Consider the following 18,585-nt stretch of genomic DNA (forward strand, 5'->3'; position numbering starts at 1 on the left):
CCCCTTTGCGTCAAACAATCTACCTTATGCACGAACGCACTGGCCTCAGGTAGACGGCGTCTCTTCCGAGGGCTTGACCGTTTCACGCGGTTTGCGCTCGATGCGCTCGACCCCCGCGTTCATCCGTTCAACCAGACGGCTCACATCTTCAGCAAAGCGGTCGGTATCCTGGATCGGGAAGGCAAAGCGCACTGGTCCGAGCTCATTGAGTCGGCTCAGGATGTTACGGGGGAAGAGGGCCAGTTGATCGGCAAAGTCGGTCAGCAGATGCTTGACCAAGGGCTCAAGATTTTGCACCGTATTCGTGCTCGGAGGCGGGTCAACCAGCGTCAATACAAGTTGCCGGATATACTCGGCGTAGCTCTGGATCTTGACTTCGCCCTGCTCACGGACGATCAGTTGACACGCGAGGCGCTGGCCTTCGGCGAGTTTTGCCTCGGGAATCCAGGCTTTCTCGGCCTCACTCGGTGGACTCAAATACTCGGCCCCTTCCTGCACCTGGCAGCGACAGAGTTGGCAGGTGCCCGCATTGTCACACAAGAAGCCGATATGTGCCGCGTTGCGTCGGGCGACATTCAAGACCCGCTCGCCGACCTTCGCTTCCATCGCGACATCGTTCATGATGATGGTAGACATGTCTGATCTCCTCTGGCTGGAGCTTGGGGGGCCACATACACCCAGGTCGGTCTTCACAATAACATAGGCGATAGATCGCGTCAAGCAAGATGACGAGGGTGTTAAGCGTGCGCTCACTCCAGCACATCAAACCCAAGGGCAAAGCTTATCGCCTCGCGTAACTCGCGGAGCCTTGCTGGTGCAAGATGTGTAATATAACCGGCGAGCTTGGCTTTGGCGATCGGATTCATTGCTCACCCCACGCTTGCTCAGCGTCCCAAACATCAAACTCACCTGGCGCAATGGGGTGTTGCGCATAGCCTCTGGCATGCTGCTGCTCTTTTTCAAGGATGGCGTGATGGCGTAATGCGAGTTGGAGGGCTGAGCGAATAAACGCCGAACGGGTTGTTTGCAGCGCCGCCGTCAGATGATCCACTTCAGCCAGCAACTCGTCATCAATGGTCATTTGGATTGTTTTCACACAACACCTCGCGCTGTGGATAATAATCCACATTCATAGCAAGGTCAAAGGTTTCGCTTGCTCGGTCGCGTCAACTGCTGGTGCTGGAACCGGCCAGCGTAGCTGGCCGGTTCCAGCACCAGCCTTACACCCCTACGCCGCCTATGCCGAGCCGCGCTGCATTGCTGCGCAGCGCGGCAATGACTTCGGCGATGAGGTCGTCGAGCGGCATCGCGATCACGTCGGCTCCGTGGCGAATGCCGTCACGACTCACTTTGGCGGCAAAGGCTTTGTCTTTCATCTTTTTCTTGACCGATGAGACTTCGACGCTCGCGATGTTTTTGTCGGGGCGCACTAGCGCTACCGCAGTGACAAACCCGCTCAGTTCGTCAACTGCATAGAGTGTCCGTTCCAGTGGCGAAATCGGTTCGATGCCGCTGTAGTCGGCATGACTCAAGACGGCCCGCAAGACTTCTTGACTCCATCCGGCTTCCCGCAGATGCGCGACCCCGTAAAAGGGGTGCCCTGGCAGCGCCGCCGGCAAGGGTTCGCCAGCAAGGATCGCCTCGGCCATGGCGGTCGTGGCTGGCCCTGCCTCGGGCATGCTCGGATATTGCTCGAAGTCCATGTCATGGATCAGGCCTACCGCTTCCCAGAGGTCGGCATCGGCCCCGGTTTTGTGGGCAAAATGAGCCATACACGTCGCGACTGCCTCGCAATGTTTGCGCAGGCTCTCCGTCTTGACCCACTCGTACAGGGTTGCTCGGGCACGCTCACTCAACATACATGATCCTCTCTCTTCTTGATCCCACATGCGTTGTGCAGGCTCCATAATAGCAAAAAAGTGACGAGCTCGTGCCATGCCATGGTGACACAGAGCAAGAAGCCTACTGGCCCATCGCGCCACCCTCCGAGTTGCCCATAGCGCCGCCAGAATTCGCGCGTCGGTGCCCCCAGCAGGTTGCGCCAGCGCATGATGCGCCCCTGCCGATAGAGGGTCTGCGCTTCGGCGAGCGCATAGCGGCTCTGTTTGTGCCACAATTCGTCGAGGCGCACGATGTTTTCGTGCCAGAGATGCTCGCTCGTCGCGGCAATGGCCCCGTCCAGGCTCGCCGCTTCATGCACCAGGCGGCTTTCGTCAAAGTGCGCTGCTGTTCGCCGGAGCAAGCGGAGTTGGTGGTCGGGATACCAGCCGCCTCCCTGCAGGATCTGGCCGAAAAAGCGATTGTACCGGGGCAGGCGAAACCCTGCTGCGGTTGGCTCGTTCTGCAGGGTCGCCCTCAGTTCGTTGGCGAGCGCGGGTGTAACCAGTTCGTCGGCATCGAGGAAGAGCACCCAGGGTGTCGTGGCGAGTTCCAGGCCGCGGTTGCGTTGCGCTGGAAAGCCGCGCCAGGCTTCGCAGACAACCCGTGCCCCGTGCTGCTGCGCTCGTTCAGCCGTACGGTCAGTCGTGCGGTCGTCGAGCAGCACGATCACCTCATCGGCTAGGCCGCTCACACTGCTCAGGCACGCCTCGATATACGCTTCTTCGTCGCGGGCAATGATCACCACGGCCAGCATGGCTACTCCTTTTCAGCGCTGCAATTGGATCGACGCAAGCACAATGCTCTCGCCGTCACCGACGCCAACGGGATCGAGCCGCAAGCCGGTAATGATCCCCTGCCATCCGGGGGCAGCGGCAAGATCGAGACGATAGGTGGCGAACTCCTCGCCCTCGACCAGTGTCCAGCGCACGGAACGATCCTCGTCGGTCTGCCCGTTCTCGTCAAGCCAGAAGAGTTGGGCATCGCGGGCGGCAGTTGTAGCGGCCATGGTGATCTCGATGGTTGCAAACGCCGCTGCCTCGAGGCGTATGGGCGGGCTGATTAGGGCCGGGTCAACGCCTGGCTCGAGCCGCCAACCCGTTGCATCGCGCCCAATGATCGTTGCATTGCGCACCTGCCAGCCCCACTCCAACTCGGTGAAAGCCCAGCCCGGCCCCTCGGCGAGGGTCTGGGCCGCATCCAGCACCCCGTAGCTTGGCAGGGGCGCGGCAAGTTCAAGCGGGCGCAGCGCCGCCAGGTAGGGCGCATAACAGGCTGCCACCTCTTCGGGGGCCAACCCGAGTCGTTCGCTGGGTGTCGGTGGCTCACCGGGGGGCGCTGGCGGCGGACGAATCGCATCGTCGGCAATGAAGACAGCGTAGCCGCTGGCGAGCGCCGTCGCAATGCGTTCCTGGATCAGCGCACACGCGGCAGGCCAGTCATTGCCGGTCAGCGCAACCGCCTGATTCAGCGAGATGACGTTGGGGTGCTGTTCGTAAAAGGGGAGATAGAGTTCGGCAAGGCCATCAGGCACGACCAGGAGATCACCCGGGGCCGCTAGTTCGCCCAGGGTGGTCGCCGCAAGCCGTTGCAGATCGCGCTGCGCATCGCCACGTTGCTGGATTGTCACCCAGTTCAGGCCAAGCATGGTCACCCCGATCCCGAGGAGGATCACCTGGGTGAGTTGATGCCTCCAGCCTGGAACCTGGGGGCCTTTCAGGGAGAGAGTTGTTGCCGGATTGTATCCTGATGCTCTTTTCCCCTCTCCCCCAAGGGGAGAGGGGGGGGCCAGTACCTGCTTGCTGCCGCTGCTGCTGCGCCCGAACGCCCCGCCCCCCTCGTGGGGGCGGGGTTGGGTTTGGGGGGTAGCGCCAGCCAAAAACCCTCCACCTGCATGGGCCTGAGGATCCCGCTGGTTGCTGGCAGGGTGCGTTGCCAGCAAGAGCAGCATATAAAACGGGGGCAAGCTCGCGATCCAGAATTCGCTATTATCTGGCTCCCACCAGAGAAAAAAGGCCCCGTAGACCAGCAACCAACTCGTAGCGATCACCAGGCTCCCCGGTGGTGCGGTGCGGAACAGCGGGCGCAAGTGGAGGAGCAGCACGCCAAGGAGCAGCAAGCCCAGGATCGCCCCGCCTGGCTGGGCAATGGTGTCGGCGAGTCCCTGCCCCAGCAAGCTGAGTTTCGTCTGATCGACCGGCCCCCCCCAGAAGCCGGTGGTGGTATAGCCAGCAGCCCAGGTAAAGAGATCGGTTCCGGTGCGGAACCCGCTGACCCCCAGACCAACCCACAGATAGGCCCCACCAACCACCAATGCCAGCGGCAGTCCATAACTGACCAGGGTGACAACCAGGCCGCGCCAGTCGGTCGGCCTTGCCTCTTTTTGCTTGACATAACTGTAAACCAGAGCGATACCAGCGGGCACACTCAGCAGCACATTCGTCTGGTGAAAGAGCACCGCCACGCCTTGCACCAGGCCGAGGCTAGCGGCAAGGGTTGGTGAAGCAGGCGTACGGGCGGCGCGGAGCATCAATGCGAGGGCAACGATAAGGAAGACGGCCGCAATCGTATAGACTTCGACCTCAAGCGCATAGTACCAATAGGCAAAACTGCTCCCGAGCAGCAACGCCCCGAGCAACGCCGGTTGCCATGCCCACATCTGCGGCTGATGACGCCCGATGAGGCGTCCTATCAGCACCGCAAAGAGCGTCACCCCAACTGCCCCTGCCAGCGCATTGGTCAACTGTAACAAACGTTCGGCCCCACCGATCCACCCCAGGCCCCTGGCAGCGGTGTGGATCAGCGCCCCGAAGGGGCCATAGGCGAGGTGATGCGGATGGAACAACTCTTGCCAGGGCTTGCGTTCGACATCGAGGATATACGAGAGCGCATCGTAGGTATGCACATCGGTGAGGGTCAGCACATAGAGTGCCGCGCAACAACAGAACGTCAGGAGGGCAAAACTTCGCATTAAGGCACGGCATCCTGTCGTTCAATGCTCACCTGATCCCCAAGGGCAGTCCCGGTCGCAGCGATCATACCAGCGGGTAATTCAACCACATAGTGGGCGCGCCAGGCACCAGCAAAGGGGCGATTGGGTGGCATCGCGCTCGTCAAGCCCACCACACGGTCGTGGCGATTGACAAAGACGACATCAATTGGAAAGCGCATAAAAAAACTATGCACACTCGAACAAGGCACAATGAGCAACCCCTCACCGGGCGCAAGGCCGGGGTGCCCAATCAGGCCTTTGCCGCGCGCCAAAAAGCTCCGTGCCTCGGTACAGACCAGCGCGAGCGGCACAGCCCGTGTTTGATTATAGACGGCTACGGTCACGCTTCACCCACCAAAGGACTGCAACAGGCGTGGCACGGCAGGCCCGAGGATCACCACAAAGAGGGCCGGGAAGATCAAGAAGACCATGGGGAAGAGCATCTTGATTGGAGCCTGCTGAGCCAAGGCCTCGGCGCGTTGGCGTCGTTTCACACGCATCTGATCGGCCTGGATGCGCAGAATCTTCGACATCGACACACCGAGCTGATCGGCTTGAATGATCGCCGAGGTAAAGGTCTGCACATCTTCCACGCCGGTACGTTCAGCGAGATCCTTCAGCGCCTCGCGGCGCGTACGACCGAGGCGAATATCAGACAGCACCCGTTTGAACTCGCGGCTCAGTTCATCGTCCCATTTTTGCGTAACGCGTTGGAGGGCGAGGTCAAAGGCGAGGCCAGCTTCAACGCTAATACAGAGCAGATCAAGGGCATCGGGCATCGCCTTCTGGATCGCCTTTTTGCGGTCAGTAATCTTGCGGCCCAGCCATATCACGGGCAACATATAGCCCAGGACAAAGCCAATGATACTATAGAGCATTGCCTGGAGCGTCGTCTCCATCGTGTTGAATGCGACAACGGTAATAATCAAGCCGAGGATCAGCGTCAACGCGACGCGGAGGCCGATAAACATCGCCGGGGTAATATTGCCTGGATTGCCAGCCAGTTGCAAATTCAACTTGAGCCGATCCATGCTCTGTTTTGGCCCATACTTGCCCAGTGTGGTCAAGAGACCGCGCGTAGCCGGCAGAATCACCCGCTGGCTAAAGGGTTGCTCGAGCTCCATCTCTTCGAGGGTCATCGCCCGTTCAGTAAACTGATTGAGGCGTGCTTCAATCGCATCTGAGCGGCGGGAACCCATCAGCACAAACACCATGAGCCCGATCCCGCCGAGGATAAGAACCCCAAACAAGAGTAGCATAGGATTCATCATCACACCTCAATATCCATAATCTTCATAATGACAAAGAAGCCGATCACAATCATCACCATTGATGCCACAGGCAGGCAACACCAGTTGTCGGGGGGGAGGCCAAAGGTAAAGATCGGGGCCATATATTCTGGGTTAACCGTAGAAATAAAGATCGCCAGACCAACGGGCAAGCCGGTAATCACCCAGGCCGAGATCCGGCCCTGGGCTGTCAGCGTATTAATTTCACCTTTAATCCGTACCCGTTCACGGATGGTATGACCGATCGTATCGAGGATCTGAGCCAGATTACCACCCACTTCCATCTGAATATTCACCGCCGTAATCAACAAATCGAGGTCTTCAGAAGGAACCCGGCGTTGCAGATTGGTCAGCGCCTCTTCGGTTGAGCGTCCGAGTCCGACCTCCTGGACAACCCGATGAAACTCATCATTCACGGGATAGGGTGCCTCTTTCGAGACCATATCAAGGGTTTGCAAAAAGCTATAGCCACCGCGGAGGGCATTGGCCATCATGGTAATCGTATCACCGAGGTGATCATTAAAGGCCTTGAGGCGTCGCTTCATGCGCATCCCGAGATAGAGATTGGGCAGGAAGGAAAAGAGCACGGCCCCGACGATCCCGGATGCGAGCATTGCCATCGGGGTCGCACGACCAACAAAAGCGCCGATCCCTGCGCCAAGGAGCGCGGTACCGAGTTTGGTGATATAGAACTCGGCCACCGTCAACTTTACGTCAGCGCGGGCGAGGTCACGTGCCGTATTGCTCCCCTGTTTGCTTTTGGCAACAACCTTATCAATGCGTTCAAGGGCCTGACGTGGATTTGCCTCATCGGTTGATTGTTCGCCACGCCCAGCAAACTCATCAAGGCGTGAAGCGACGCTATCGCCCTGGCCGCTGCGCAGCATCACCACAACTCCAGCAACGATCAGCACCAGCAGCAAGCCCAGGCCACCGAGGGTAATTGGCATCATCTCAGGCGAAAGTAGTCGCTCCATACCATGTTCCTCAGGATAGCAGAACCACACACCTGGTCTTGCCCGGGGGCACGCGTCTGCCAGATACCGGGTTCTCGATCCTTAAAAACTAAGTCGATCACTCGAGCCAAAGATTGTTGGCGAGAGATAGATATTCATCGACTCAAACTTCTCGATAAATTTGGGGCGTACCCCGGTGGGGCGCAAGATGCCCACGATCTTGCCCTTTTCATCGACGCCCGTCTGTTCAAAGACAAAAATATCTTGCATCACGACCACATCACCCTCCATGCCAGAAAGTTCGGTAATCTGCGTGACCTTACGTGAGCCATCCTGGAGGCGGGACTGCTGGACAATCAACTGCACTGCCGAGACAATCTGTTCACGGATGGCGCGGGCGGGGAGATCCATCCCGGCCATCAGGCACATCGTCTCGATACGAGCCATCGAGTCTTTGGGCGTATTGGCGTGCAGCGTCGTCATCGAGCCATCGTGCCCAGTATTCATCGCCTGCAACATATCGAGGGTCTCGCCGCCGCGACACTCACCGACAATAATGCGTTCAGGCCGCATCCGGAGGCAGTTTATCACGAGGTCACGGATCGTCACCTCGCCGCGCCCCTCAACATTGGGTGGGCGTGACTCAAGACTAATCACGTGATCCTGGCGGAGTTGCAACTCAGCCGCATTTTCGACGGTAATAATGCGCTCATCATTAGGAATAAACGACGAGAGCACATTCAGGAGCGTTGTCTTGCCTGAGCCGGTACCACCCGAAACGACAATATTGGTACGCGACTTGACGCAGGCCGCCAGGAACTCACCCATCTCCTGGCTCATCGAGCCAAAGCGGACGAGGTCATTGATCGTCAGATTATCTTTGCGAAACTTCCGGATCGTCACGGTCGGGCCATTGAGGGCGAGGGGCCGAATAATGGCATTGACGCGTGACCCATCGGGCAAGCGGGCATCGACCATTGGTGACGACTCATCCACGCGGCGTCCAAGGGGGGCGACAATGCGGTCAATAATGCGCATCACGTGGGCATCACTACTAAACGTAATATCAGTATGGATCAGCTTACCGGCTTTTTCTACATAGATCTGCTTCGGGCCATTGATCATAATTTCACTGACGGCCGGATCAGCGAGCAACGGTTCAATCGGGCCAAGCCCAATAATATCAGCCTCGATGGCCTCAAACATACGCTGGCGTTCCGATTTGGTCAGCACAATGCTTTCGCCATCGAGGATCGCCTGAAACGCCTCTTCGACCTGTTTGCGCACGCGAACTTTATTGCTCAGATCCATCCGTGGATCGAGTTCACTAATCAAGCGGGTTTGCACCCGTGTTTTCAACTCATTAAAACTCGCATCAACCGTCGCCTGGTGGGGGCGCAGGGTATTGGTGAGTGGTTGGGCCGGGCGGGCGGCGGGTGGGGCTGCGCCAGCCCCGAGTTCACTCGTTGGAGGAGCGCCCCCTAGTCGTTTGAGTAGTGACATCTAGCGCCTCCTAGCGCTTAAAAAACCGAAAAAACCCACCCTGAGCGGGTTTCTCAGCCGCTTTGCCAGCCTTCTCGGGTAGACCCTTGCCGGGATTTCCCTTTGCGCCGGTGGCGCGTGTGGCGGCCGTCAGATCACGAGCGAGACTCAGGATATCACGCGAAAACTGGTGATTGGGCTTGCTAATGATCAGGGGCACGCCCTGGTTGATCCAGAAGGTGACATCATGTCCGGCATCACCAATTTGATGGCTTACCTTGCGCTGGAGACTCTTCTCGATATCTTCGGCCTTGATGCCGGTGCGATTGGTTGCTTTATTGAGCACCAGCATCGTCTTTTCTTGCGGATACCCCAGCAAATCGGCGACTTCGAGGAAGAGGGTCAGATCGCGGATGCAGTGCATTTCGAGGGTAATCAGCGTCACAATCCGTGTCGCCAGATCGAGTGAGGCCAGGGAGCGATCCTGAAAGGAAGCGGGGGTATCAACGATCACAAAATCAAACGAACGTCGGAGGGCTTCAAGAATCGCACGCACATGCTCGGCATTAACCAGTTCACCGCGTTGGGGATCAGGCGGGGCAAGGAGTACCTTGATCTGCGAGGTATGCGTAGCGAGCACATCGTCGAGCAGTTCTTCATCAAGCTCATCTGTCCGTTGCGCAAGATCGATGATCGTTTTATCTGAACGCAGATTGAGGATGACCGCCAGATCACCAAAGATGGCATTGGCATCAACCAGAGCCACCTTTTTACTGGTGAGTTGGCGGATCGCAATGGCAAGATTCGCGGCGACGACCGAGGTGCCCACGCCGCCTTTGGGGCTAAAGACAGCGATGATCTGCCCAAGCTCGGCCGCACGTTGGGGTGTATTGCCGCCCGTGCTCTCCGCCAAGTTGATTGTTTTGGGACGGGTAGCAGCGAGTTTATGGACGTGGCGAATGGACTTATAGAGGTCATCGGCACTGATGGGCTTGGTCAGAAACTCACGTGCCCCGGCGAGCATTGCCCGGCGCAGATAATCTGTTTCGCCCTGCACACTCATGATGATGACCTGGATCGCCGGATCTTTATTCATGATCGCTTCAGTGGCGGCGATTCCGTCCATATCGGGCATATTAATATCCATGAGGATGACGTTGGGGTGCAGTTGGCCAGCCATCGCAATGGCCTCACGGCCACTACTTGCTTTGCCAACAACCTCAATATCTTTTTCGAAGAAGAGTAACTTCTCGAGTTGTTCGCGTGTGTCAACAATATCGTCGACAATCAGCACGCGGATTGTTTCACCCTCGGCCATCGGTCTCTCCTCACTGGTTATCAGGCGGTCACACTACACTCCTCAACCGGAGGCACAGTGCTTAGGGGACGCGTACCGGTGCTGGCGTGCGCGTCGGATCGGGCGTTTCGAGTTCTTCCTGGCTATAGATACGTGGCGGCAGTGACTCGGGCAGAGGCACCCCAAACTCAGCCGTTAGCAGATCCAGGGTCGCCCCGATCGTCTGTTCGACGGCATCATCGCCGGCCCCACGGAGGACAAGCACCAGGCGCGCCTGCGTTGAAATCGCCAGTTCCATCAACTCAGCTTCTTGATTATTCAGTGCCAGCACAAGTGTCCAGAACCCTGGCGTAATCGTGCCTGCGGCGGCACTTTCGGGTGGAATGACCGGATTATTGACATCCTCGACCGCAACAATCTCTTGACCAGCTTCGCCTTCGGGGGCCGGGGTACCCTCGGCTGGTGGGGGGGCAGGGCGAACAATGCGCAGCACCTGAGCGCGTTGAATAATCGTCTTGGTACTCGGGAGTTGCTCCTGGTTATCCTGGAAGACCAGTTGAGGCGCCCCTCCAGGCTCTGAGGGAGGGAGTAGGACTGGCTCGCGTTCGCGGCGGTTAATCGTAAATGTTGCCACCACATCGACAAAATCGCCGGGTTTAATCTGGTCAGCGACCCCCGAGAGGTTATTGACCAGGAAGGGATAAGCCTTATCGGCGGGACGATTGGGCTCGGCGGTTGGGATCTGCTGGGAGAGCCCTGGTTCCGTCAGCGCACTGCGCGGAATGCGCTCACCAGCGCGAAACGCCCGCATCGTCAGTTGACCAATGACTTCACCGGGGGTCGAAATATCTTGAGGTTCAACAAATTCGGTCTGGGGGATCGAGATGACCTCGAGGGCGGCCAGATCGTTAATGACCGTATTGGCAGGAATATCAACCCGGGCTCGTACGACATCAACTTCGGGGATGGCCGTTGGCTCGGCGATGATGGTTGGCACCTCGGGGGCACCGCCAAGCAGGCTACTTCCTCCTGGTTGCAGAAAGAGAAATGCGGCTGCCCCACCAACGATCAAGATCAAGCCAATGAGTAAGATGAGCACGCCACCACGCTTCATAGCGGGGTATCCTTCCTATTCAGGAGCGGTCGTGCAGATGCGCTGACCGTATGCCTGGCTATCATTATAGCATATGCCTTTAACCATTACCTTACCAGTGTGGGTAGGTAGAGCCTGTTGATTGACAGGATCGTGAACCGACGGATCAACGGCGTCGTGGCGCTCTCGGTCAGATTTTCGCCGCGATTATTGGTTTTGCCAAGGCCTCCTTCGGCAACCAGATTGAAGGGATCAATCAGGGCGGCCACGGCATAGTGGCCTGGCGTTGCGAAGAGCGTGTGGAGATCGGTGAGTGGTTGATCCTGGCCTAACTCGGGCAAGAGCGGGTGGGCATTGTAGTTCGTATACCAGCCTGTATTCAAGGCCAGCGTGACATCGGGCGTTGTCTGGGGCCGATTCACCCAGTGGTAAACTGGTGCGCAATCAACGCGATTATCGTCATCATTTTCAATGGGGAGGGTTGGTATCTCAAGCTCGGGCTCGGGTTGCTCAAGTTCGCTATAGGCAACACAGAGTACCACGGGGAAGAGGTCGGCCCCGACGAGCGCGGTTTCGCTTCGTCCGTCAGGATGCAGGTTCTTCATCGCGAGGTCGAAGCTGTCGAAACGACCACGTTGGGTGACGGTAACGTCAAAACGCTCGATCCAGAGATCGGGTTCACCGGGGATGGTCTTTTCAACGCTGATATTGAGCAGTTTTGGCGTTTCAGTGATATCAATCGGCGGGATCAAGCCCCCTTCGGCATTGCGGCCATTCTGGGTCAAAAGGGCGCGATACTGGAAGCAGGTTGCATTGAATTTTTCTTCGCCAAACACCTCCTTTAATTCAACACGGTTGTTGCCAGACTGCGAGAAGAAAGCCGAACTGCGGTCACTATCGAGTTGCACCCAGGGTGTATTGGCCGGAAACGCGCCCTCATCACAGCGTGCATCAGCGCGGCGTACCCGGCGAAACTCGATGATGAGATCAGCGGTGGGGTTGCGCGACCGGTCGATCGCGGTGGTCCAGTTGAGCGCGAGCACGCGGGCGGCACCATCGGCTGCGGTTGACTCGTCACTATCGATCCGTATATCAAAAAAGCGCGAATAGTACGATCCCTCGACGCTGCGGCGGGTTGCGTTTGCTTCCGCGAGCCCCCCGATTGAACCACGCCAGAGCACGCCGCTGGTATTGCCACTGCGATCACGGCCCCCGAGTGAAATGGCCCAGGCCGTGCCGGCCCCGGCGGGGGCTTGCACGTCCTCGGGGTAGCGGGCGGGTACAATCACAATGCCAGCATTGGCAAGCGGATCGAGCAGCGGATTGGCGGGATTGTTATTGCCGATAAAATACTCGGTACTCTCTTCGGTGATGGTCTGGAGATCAAAGAGATCATCGTGGATCGCCGAAGTGATCGAGTCGAGGGCCGAATTGGTGGCGCTGGTGGTCGTCCCGCCAACGACATAGAGGCGGTTGTTGTAGGCAAAGCCCGAAAGCCCTGTGCGCGCAACACCCTCGGTATTGACTAGGCGATTGGCGAGATTGGGCCGCTGGTTCCAGGTCAGTTCCCCGGTATCGGGATCAACACTTGCGCGGTAGACATACTCGTTACGGAAGGTGCGGGCGGGATTGACATAGCCACCTGCAATGAAGATGGCATCACGTGCCACCGTCACCCCATCCTCAACGACGGTGATGCGCGAGGCCATTGCGCTGTGATCAAAGAGGGCTGGCGTACCGGCAAAGCCACTTGGGGGCACAACGGGTATATTGCCGGTGCGTACCCATGGGTCGTCGGTAGCGTTTGTCGTGGGATGCCTGAGCCTGCCCGTCGTTTGATCAATTTTGGCATAGAAGACGGCTGCCGTGGTGAGGTCGGGAAGATTGGTGGCGACCATCAAGCCGCCGGTGACGTACAAAAACGCGTTGTCACTGGATGTACGCACGATCACGGCGGCCGCATCGGCAACCCCGAGTTTCCGGTCACCAATAGTTGGCGGGCCTTCGTCAACAATCGGGGGACTCGGCAGCATAAAGCCGACCCCCTCGTCGTTGGCTGTCCAGGTAAGGTTGCCATCAGCGGTCACCGTGCCAATCTGCACCAGTGGTGTGGTCAGGTTGCTTTGCGAACACTGGGTGGCCCGGACAATGCCCCCAATTGCATAGAGATACCCGGTGTTGCTGCCCGCCGGTACCTCGAGTGCGGCTGCGGCAACATTGCTGCGCGGGGCGAGGGTCTGCACTCGCCCACCACACTCATCAGCGGTGAGGATCACGGCTGGGGGCAAAGGATCATCAAGGAAAAAATCGTTGGCACTGGTCGCCCCTTCGGGCAAAGTCTCCTCAGTATAGCTATGCGCAACGACAAAGCCATTGGCTTGATCGACGGTAGCCCAGAAGGTCGAACTGATGGTAGTACTGGCCTGGAGCGACCCCTGGCTGCCGGCAAGCGTATAGATCCGGTTGCCAAGGGCTGCTACACCGTGGCCTTGTACACCCGGGTTGGGGAGTGTCTGCGAGTCACGGCTCCACTTATTGAGCAATCCGATGGGGGTGAGCAAGACGGCCCCTTCTTTATCGGTGCCAGGAGGTGACTGCACATCGGCGCTGATCGAGGTACGCTGAACGGTGCCCCTCGCAAAATCGCCCTGACTATTGTCAAGCATTTCGGTAAAGATCGTGACAGCGGCCCCGACCTGGCCGCCGGGAAGCAGGACAACCACCAGCATGATAATCATGAGGGTGGCATATGAGACCGCACGGGTACGTCGGACACTCGAACGCTTATGCATGAGAGGACTCCTGTGGACTACGGGCTGAGAGGGGGGATACGTGAAGGCTGTCTGTCAGGAGAAGGGGCGGGGAGGGATAACCCTCCCCAGCAACATCGCAGGTACCCACCCGACCAGGCTGGACTTGCTTAGGGCGTAATCCAGGAACGTGGATTATCCTGGCAGACATTGACCTCGGTGGTGGATGGGAAGCGCATATGCAGGTCAACCTGGGTTGACGGTTTGAAGCTGCCCACCTGGCTGCGGGCCGAAACCTCGATCGTTGTATTGGGCTGGGTCGTCACCCCATCCCAGAGCACATCATAGCGACGGGGCAACGGATCAATATCTTGATCACTGGGATCGCGATACAAGAGCCATGCATTTAAGGTATAGGTACCCGGGCGCACGCGATCGGTGAAGCGGTAATAGAGTTGGTTGGTGGCCTCGTTTACCTTGATTTCGGTCACCAGGGCACCGCCGCTGCCACTCTCGGTCGGGGTGAGCGTCACAAAGCCCACCGTCGGCCACCCGAATTGCCGACCACCCGAGAGGGTAAAGCGCAGATCCGGCGAGAGATTCGTCTGCGTCATATCGGTACGCACATCGCCTTCACGCGGAATACAGGCAAGATCCTGCACCTGACGTCCGATTGACTCGAAGAGGATATCGAGGTTGTTCTTGCCCGTCGCCGGATCGGTTTCGAGCGTCGAGACCACATAGCCAGTCTCGAAGCCATTGATCGGATCCGAAGCGATCTGCCCGCTGCTCAAGCCACCGTACACCTGGTTGAGCGGCGAAATGCCGACAGCGTAGACAATCGTACGTGCTTTGTCTTCATCAGGAATGGAGCGTGTATCAGTCACGGTGCCTTTGAGCTCAGCATTGCTGACCGCGATTGACTGATTGATCGGACGATTATAGAGTACATTATCTTTCACATAGGTACCACCGCCTTCATTGGTATGGCAGATGGCTGTATCAATGAGTTGTTTCGTCTCCAGGCCCCGACAGAACGCCCGGTGGGTGCCCTCCACCGCACCTGGGCGACCCTGGCCCCATGTATTGGTTCCGTATGTACCCACCGAATTGAAGGCGAGATAGTTGCTCGCGTTTTGATTAAAGAACTGATTCGACACCCCGTCGGTGATAAAGAGCACCACGCGCAGATAGGTAAACTCCTGACCATTCCATTCTACCGTTGGATCAGACGCGCGTAGCACGCGCGAGGCGCGGAAGAGGCCAGCAGTGCCGTTGGTGCCGCCATTGCTGACATAACGCTTGAGGATCTTGTCAGGGCCAAAGATCGGATGGGTATCATCCCGCTCTGGCACGTCAATGGTGCCGGTTGAATGCTCGTCAATCTTCTTTTTCAGCACATCCTTGTTGCTGCTGAAGTGGGATTGTGAACTATTGGGCGTGCCACTATTTTTGACGTAAGTGCCGTCACTCTTTTTGAAGATGAAGGCATTGCCATTACTACTAACCTCGCCTGTGTACCAGACGTAGGCAAACTGATCGGGCGGACGGGCAGGATCGTCCGTGTCAAAGTAGGCCGTCTCAATGAGTTGCTGGATCGCCTGTTTGGCAATAAACATCCGGCGTTGGGTATATTCTCGCCAGTAGCGTGATGAGCCGGTACCATCAGTCTCAGAATTGCCATCAATGGTTGAGCCATTAGGGCGGGTATAGACTGGCCCGTTGGTACACTGGGTAAAGACCGAGGGTTGCGGCACGCCATCCACTGTCAGTGGCCCCTGATTTGAATAGAGATTGCCGCCACCGCCAACATCGCACTGCCCATTGAAATTGGCACTCATCGAGCCAGACTGGTCGAGCACAATCACCCACTGGATCGGATTGTATTCGGTTGGGCGATTCTGGTAAGCCGGGGTCAGGGCCACATCGCCCCACACCTCACAGCAATCCTCCTCGTTTGGTGGCACCGGGCTAAACGAACATGCCCCGAGCAACGCATCTTCCTGTCCAAGGTAGACGAGATCGAAATAAGTATTATTGCCCTGGTTCTTTGAGTCGAGGATCACAAAGACTCCAAAGGCGGTCACGTTATAGCGGGAATTAGCCCCATTGTCAGCGGCCGGAGGATTATAGAGTGGCAGGATCATCCTGGTGCCAAGGGTCTGATGCTCCTGCATTGCGTCCCAGGCTTTGCCAACCATCATCCCGGTTGACCCCCAGACCCAGTCACCAGGGCTGAGGTTGCCAGGGAGGGCGGGATAGTTGACATCCACTACCCCTGAAGGCAAGTCGGCCTCTTCAAAGCCATCGCTAAGATTGCCAAACCCACGGAGACTGTTTTCAGCGTCGACGGCGCTTTTATTCGCTTCGATCCAGCGCAAGAATCCGAAGTTGCCAGGGCTACCGCTATCTTTTGGATAGACGCGCCGTGCCGTATAGGTGGCAAAGGGGCCACTGGGAATGACGCGCCAGTTGGCATCATCCACTTGCCTGAACTGGCTCAAGTCATCGGTCAAGGTCATGCGGTCAATCGCAAATGGATAGACGCCCTGTCCCATCGGGCACTTGCCGGCATAGGCACTGGCCCCGATGGGCAGATCGTTGCGCCCAACGACGCGAGCAAAATAGGTGTCAACCTGACCTTCGAGGCGCACCTGGATAAAGGCAACATCATTGGTCGGGATCGCATTGGTATTATCAGGGGTGATCGACGAAGCTCCGGCAATAGCTCGGCCATCTTTATCGAGATAGACAGCCGTCAATTGCACCTGATTGCTGTTTGGTGTTTGCCCATAGGGGGCCACGCCAATGCCATTGGCAGTCAGCACCTGCAGGATCTCGTTGTAGACCATCGCGCTGGTATCACCGGCACGGCTATTGAAGACAAAATTCATGCCTGCGATCGACGACGCATTGGCGGCCGCGACCACCCGGCGCTCTTGCGAAAAGGTGTTGCCAACATCCACTGACAGGCCGACCATGGCGACAAGCACCACGATCATGAGGGCGATCAGCGGGATGCTTTGACCTAACGTTCGCCTACGATACATTTGGGTTCTTGTTTTCATGATCTCTACCCTCCATCTACCAGTTACTATCTTGATTTTTTCTTTGAACTGCCTTCGCAGTTCGTAACGTACGTTTCCCGGGTTTGACACCCTGAGTACTCCATGCCTTTGGGCGCTCGTCAGACCTCACAGGTCTTAGACCGGCTTGGTTGCTTCGACAAGGTTTCAGGGTACTGTATCGTTGACGCTCATCGGAGTGCCGACTTCAGTCGGCTGAGCCGGAAGCCGACTGAAGTCGGCACTCCGAGTCGAGGGTAAAGCTGATCTGGCCCTTCTGAAACCTTGTCTTAGGAGCGAAGGGTCTCAGGTGTCCCTAAGGCGTTGTATAGTACTGGCTGCGCATCGGCATCAAGTGTGATGCTTGCAAGCGCACAGTATTGCCAAAGACCGGAGCAAAGGGAAAGAAAAAGCGATATTCGTACCGTACTGTCACACGAATCCAGCACCCGCTCCCGCCGGCCTGCAGACCACGACCTCGCTCATCGCCGACACAGGAAGGCTGCAGATCATTCGTGTCAAAGCCGGATAGGTTTTCGACATAAATATAGCCATTCGGATCGGTAGCAACACTATCTTGGTCATACAACTTCGGACTCTGAACATCATCATTAACGCCGTTGCCATCGAGGTCGCGCAGATTGGCAAAGCCGTTCCCCTGATCCCCTGCGGCCCAGTAGACGCGGTTGGCAATTTCGGCATAGGGAATCACCAGTTCAGTAATATTGCCGTCAGTGTCTTTGACGGCGTGCGGATAGCTGCCATAGACGGCACCCTCCTGGGCGGCAACACGCAAGGCTTGCAGGGTAAAGTAGATCAAGCCCAGATCAACGACGGCCGCAAGCAGAAAGAAGATCATTGTTGACGCAAGAGCAAACTCGACGACGGCCTGGCCCCACTGCTTGGGGTGGTGTTGGGGCAACGTCGGGTGAGCGGGCTCAGGGTTGGTCCCACTTCGTCTGTTTGCATTCATCATTACGTATGTGATCAACTTCTTCATAAGTGGCTCACAACATCATTTATGGCGTAGGATCAGGATTGATTCGCACCCACTCGATCTGATCGGCGGCACAGGCGACCCCGATCTGGCGCGTGGGGTCACGTCCAAGGTTTTCGAGTGAGCGGCGCTGGGTTACCCGCATCGTCACGCCATCGTTCATGCCGAGCAAGCCAAAGAGTGGTGTGAGGCTATTGACCGGGTACGTGATCGAGATCTCAATTGGCCCCCGCGCAGCCAGGTTACGGGTAGTGCCACCATCGGGATAGCGGATGGTCACATACTGTGATTGGGCGACAGCGTCTTGTTCGTTGACCCCCATGCCAAGCAGGGTTAGCTGTGACTCAATCGCCACATAGACAGCATTGACACAGTTATCCGAGCGAATGCTGCGCGGTGCCCAGACATCTGGGTCTTGATTGAAGCCGTTAGGGTCCTGATTCAGCCAAGACTCGTGCGGAGGCAACTGGGCGGCCACTTCGGCCCCATTGCGGGCTGCCTGTGAGATAGTCGAATAGGCAAAGATCAGCCAACCAAACTCGATGATGCCAAAGATGACGATCAAGAGAATGGGAAGCATCAAGGCCATTTCGACGATGGACTGCCCTTTTTTGTTCTGCGTATGCGCCATGACCGGCCTCCGTGCAGGGTCTTCTCGCCCAGCCTTATTATAGCTCTAGGGCAAGGAGATGCTCAATAGTCTAATGGTACCGTGTTGGGGCACGGGCAAGCCGTGCCCGTACGGGGGGTGGCGGGGGCGGGGTGGCGGCGGCGGGGCGGCGGGGG

15 protein-coding genes are annotated in these 18,585 nt (G+C 57.6%); all 15 read right to left on the bottom strand.

Going from position 1 to position 18,585, the window contains the following annotated elements:
• Window positions 1–45: 45 nt before the first annotated feature.
• The gene (locus EKD05_RS14780; protein ID WP_129674041.1) at window positions 46–636 is read right to left on the bottom strand and encodes a 2Fe-2S iron-sulfur cluster-binding protein; all 591 of its coding nucleotides are present in this window, start codon (window positions 634–636) and stop codon (window positions 46–48) included.
• 226 nt (window positions 637–862) lie between these two features.
• Window positions 863–1,096 carry a ribbon-helix-helix domain-containing protein gene (locus EKD05_RS14785; RefSeq protein ID WP_129674043.1) on the bottom strand — a complete coding sequence of 78 codons (234 nt, stop codon included), beginning with the start codon at window positions 1,094–1,096 and terminating at the stop codon, window positions 863–865.
• A 124-nt stretch (window positions 1,097–1,220) separates the two neighbouring features.
• Entirely contained in the window at window positions 1,221–1,859 is a 639-nt protein-coding gene (locus EKD05_RS14790) for an HDIG domain-containing metalloprotein (protein ID WP_129674044.1), read from the bottom strand.
• On the bottom strand, window positions 1,853–2,635 hold the full coding sequence (locus EKD05_RS14795) for a glycosyltransferase family 2 protein (protein ID WP_129674046.1): 783 nt from the start codon (window positions 2,633–2,635) through the stop codon (window positions 1,853–1,855). The genes EKD05_RS14790 and EKD05_RS14795 overlap by 7 nt, the downstream gene beginning before the upstream one ends.
• Window positions 2,636–2,647: 12 nt before the next feature.
• Window positions 2,648–4,849, bottom strand: a complete 2,202-nt coding sequence (locus EKD05_RS14800) for a protein O-mannosyl-transferase family (RefSeq protein WP_129674048.1) — start codon at window positions 4,847–4,849, stop codon at window positions 2,648–2,650.
• A complete protein-coding gene (locus tag EKD05_RS14805) occupies window positions 4,849–5,214 on the bottom strand; it encodes a DUF192 domain-containing protein (protein WP_129674050.1) in 366 nt (121 codons plus the stop codon). The genes EKD05_RS14800 and EKD05_RS14805 overlap by 1 nt, the downstream gene beginning before the upstream one ends.
• 3 nt (window positions 5,215–5,217) lie before the next feature.
• Entirely contained in the window at window positions 5,218–6,138 is a 921-nt protein-coding gene (locus EKD05_RS14810; protein ID WP_129674075.1) for a type II secretion system F family protein, read from the bottom strand.
• Window positions 6,139–6,140: 2 nt separating this feature from the next.
• Window positions 6,141–7,136, bottom strand: a complete 996-nt coding sequence (locus EKD05_RS14815; RefSeq protein ID WP_129674052.1) for a type II secretion system F family protein — start codon at window positions 7,134–7,136, stop codon at window positions 6,141–6,143.
• An 81-nt stretch (window positions 7,137–7,217) separates the two neighbouring features.
• Window positions 7,218–8,618: a CpaF family protein gene (locus tag EKD05_RS14820; RefSeq protein WP_129674054.1), complete on the bottom strand. Its 1,401-nt coding sequence runs from the start codon at window positions 8,616–8,618 to the stop codon at window positions 7,218–7,220.
• A 10-nt stretch (window positions 8,619–8,628) separates the two neighbouring features.
• Window positions 8,629–9,915: a response regulator gene (locus EKD05_RS14825; protein WP_129674056.1), complete on the bottom strand. Its 1,287-nt coding sequence runs from the start codon at window positions 9,913–9,915 to the stop codon at window positions 8,629–8,631.
• Between the two features lie 61 nt (window positions 9,916–9,976).
• On the bottom strand, window positions 9,977–11,008 hold the full coding sequence (gene cpaB / locus EKD05_RS14830; protein ID WP_129674058.1) for a Flp pilus assembly protein CpaB: 1,032 nt from the start codon (window positions 11,006–11,008) through the stop codon (window positions 9,977–9,979).
• 86 nt (window positions 11,009–11,094) lie between these two features.
• Window positions 11,095–13,779 carry a hypothetical protein gene (locus tag EKD05_RS14835; RefSeq protein WP_129674060.1) on the bottom strand — a complete coding sequence of 895 codons (2,685 nt, stop codon included), beginning with the start codon at window positions 13,777–13,779 and terminating at the stop codon, window positions 11,095–11,097.
• A gap of 128 nt (window positions 13,780–13,907) precedes the next feature.
• Window positions 13,908–16,805, bottom strand: a complete 2,898-nt coding sequence (locus EKD05_RS14840) for a TadE/TadG family type IV pilus assembly protein (RefSeq protein ID WP_129674062.1) — start codon at window positions 16,803–16,805, stop codon at window positions 13,908–13,910.
• 313 nt (window positions 16,806–17,118) lie between these two features.
• Complete coding sequence (locus tag EKD05_RS14845; protein ID WP_240695793.1) at window positions 17,119–17,802, bottom strand: TadE family protein; 684 nt, start codon at window positions 17,800–17,802, stop codon at window positions 17,119–17,121.
• Between the two features lie 19 nt (window positions 17,803–17,821).
• Window positions 17,822–18,430 (bottom strand): TadE/TadG family type IV pilus assembly protein, encoded by a 609-nt coding sequence (locus tag EKD05_RS14850; RefSeq protein WP_129674064.1) that lies wholly within the window; start codon window positions 18,428–18,430, stop codon window positions 17,822–17,824.
• Between the last annotated feature and the right edge of the window lie 155 nt (window positions 18,431–18,585).

Origin of the sequence: Candidatus Chloroploca sp. Khr17 (assembly GCF_004138165.1) — a bacterium.
In the GTDB taxonomy this organism is placed as follows: domain Bacteria; phylum Chloroflexota; class Chloroflexia; order Chloroflexales; family Chloroflexaceae; genus Chloroploca.

Coding starts and splice junctions, on each gene's coding strand:
- EKD05_RS14780 (WP_129674041.1), bottom strand. CDS start 636: ATGTCTACCATCATCATGAACGATGTCGCGATGGAAGCGAAGGTCGGC.
- EKD05_RS14790 (WP_129674044.1), bottom strand. CDS start 1,859: ATGTTGAGTGAGCGTGCCCGAGCAACCCTGTACGAGTGGGTCAAGACG.
- EKD05_RS14795 (WP_129674046.1), bottom strand. CDS start 2,635: ATGCTGGCCGTGGTGATCATTGCCCGCGACGAAGAAGCGTATATCGAG.
- EKD05_RS14800 (WP_129674048.1), bottom strand. CDS start 4,849: ATGCGAAGTTTTGCCCTCCTGACGTTCTGTTGTTGCGCGGCACTCTAT.
- EKD05_RS14810 (WP_129674075.1), bottom strand. CDS start 6,138: ATGAATCCTATGCTACTCTTGTTTGGGGTTCTTATCCTCGGCGGGATC.
- EKD05_RS14815 (WP_129674052.1), bottom strand. CDS start 7,136: ATGGAGCGACTACTTTCGCCTGAGATGATGCCAATTACCCTCGGTGGC.
- EKD05_RS14820 (WP_129674054.1), bottom strand. CDS start 8,618: ATGTCACTACTCAAACGACTAGGGGGCGCTCCTCCAACGAGTGAACTC.
- EKD05_RS14825 (WP_129674056.1), bottom strand. CDS start 9,915: ATGGCCGAGGGTGAAACAATCCGCGTGCTGATTGTCGACGATATTGTT.
- cpaB (WP_129674058.1), bottom strand. CDS start 11,008: ATGAAGCGTGGTGGCGTGCTCATCTTACTCATTGGCTTGATCTTGATC.
- EKD05_RS14835 (WP_129674060.1), bottom strand. CDS start 13,779: ATGCATAAGCGTTCGAGTGTCCGACGTACCCGTGCGGTCTCATATGCC.
- EKD05_RS14840 (WP_129674062.1), bottom strand. CDS start 16,805: ATGAAAACAAGAACCCAAATGTATCGTAGGCGAACGTTAGGTCAAAGC.
- EKD05_RS14845 (WP_240695793.1), bottom strand. CDS start 17,802: ATGAAGAAGTTGATCACATACGTAATGATGAATGCAAACAGACGAAGT.
- EKD05_RS14850 (WP_129674064.1), bottom strand. CDS start 18,430: ATGGCGCATACGCAGAACAAAAAAGGGCAGTCCATCGTCGAAATGGCC.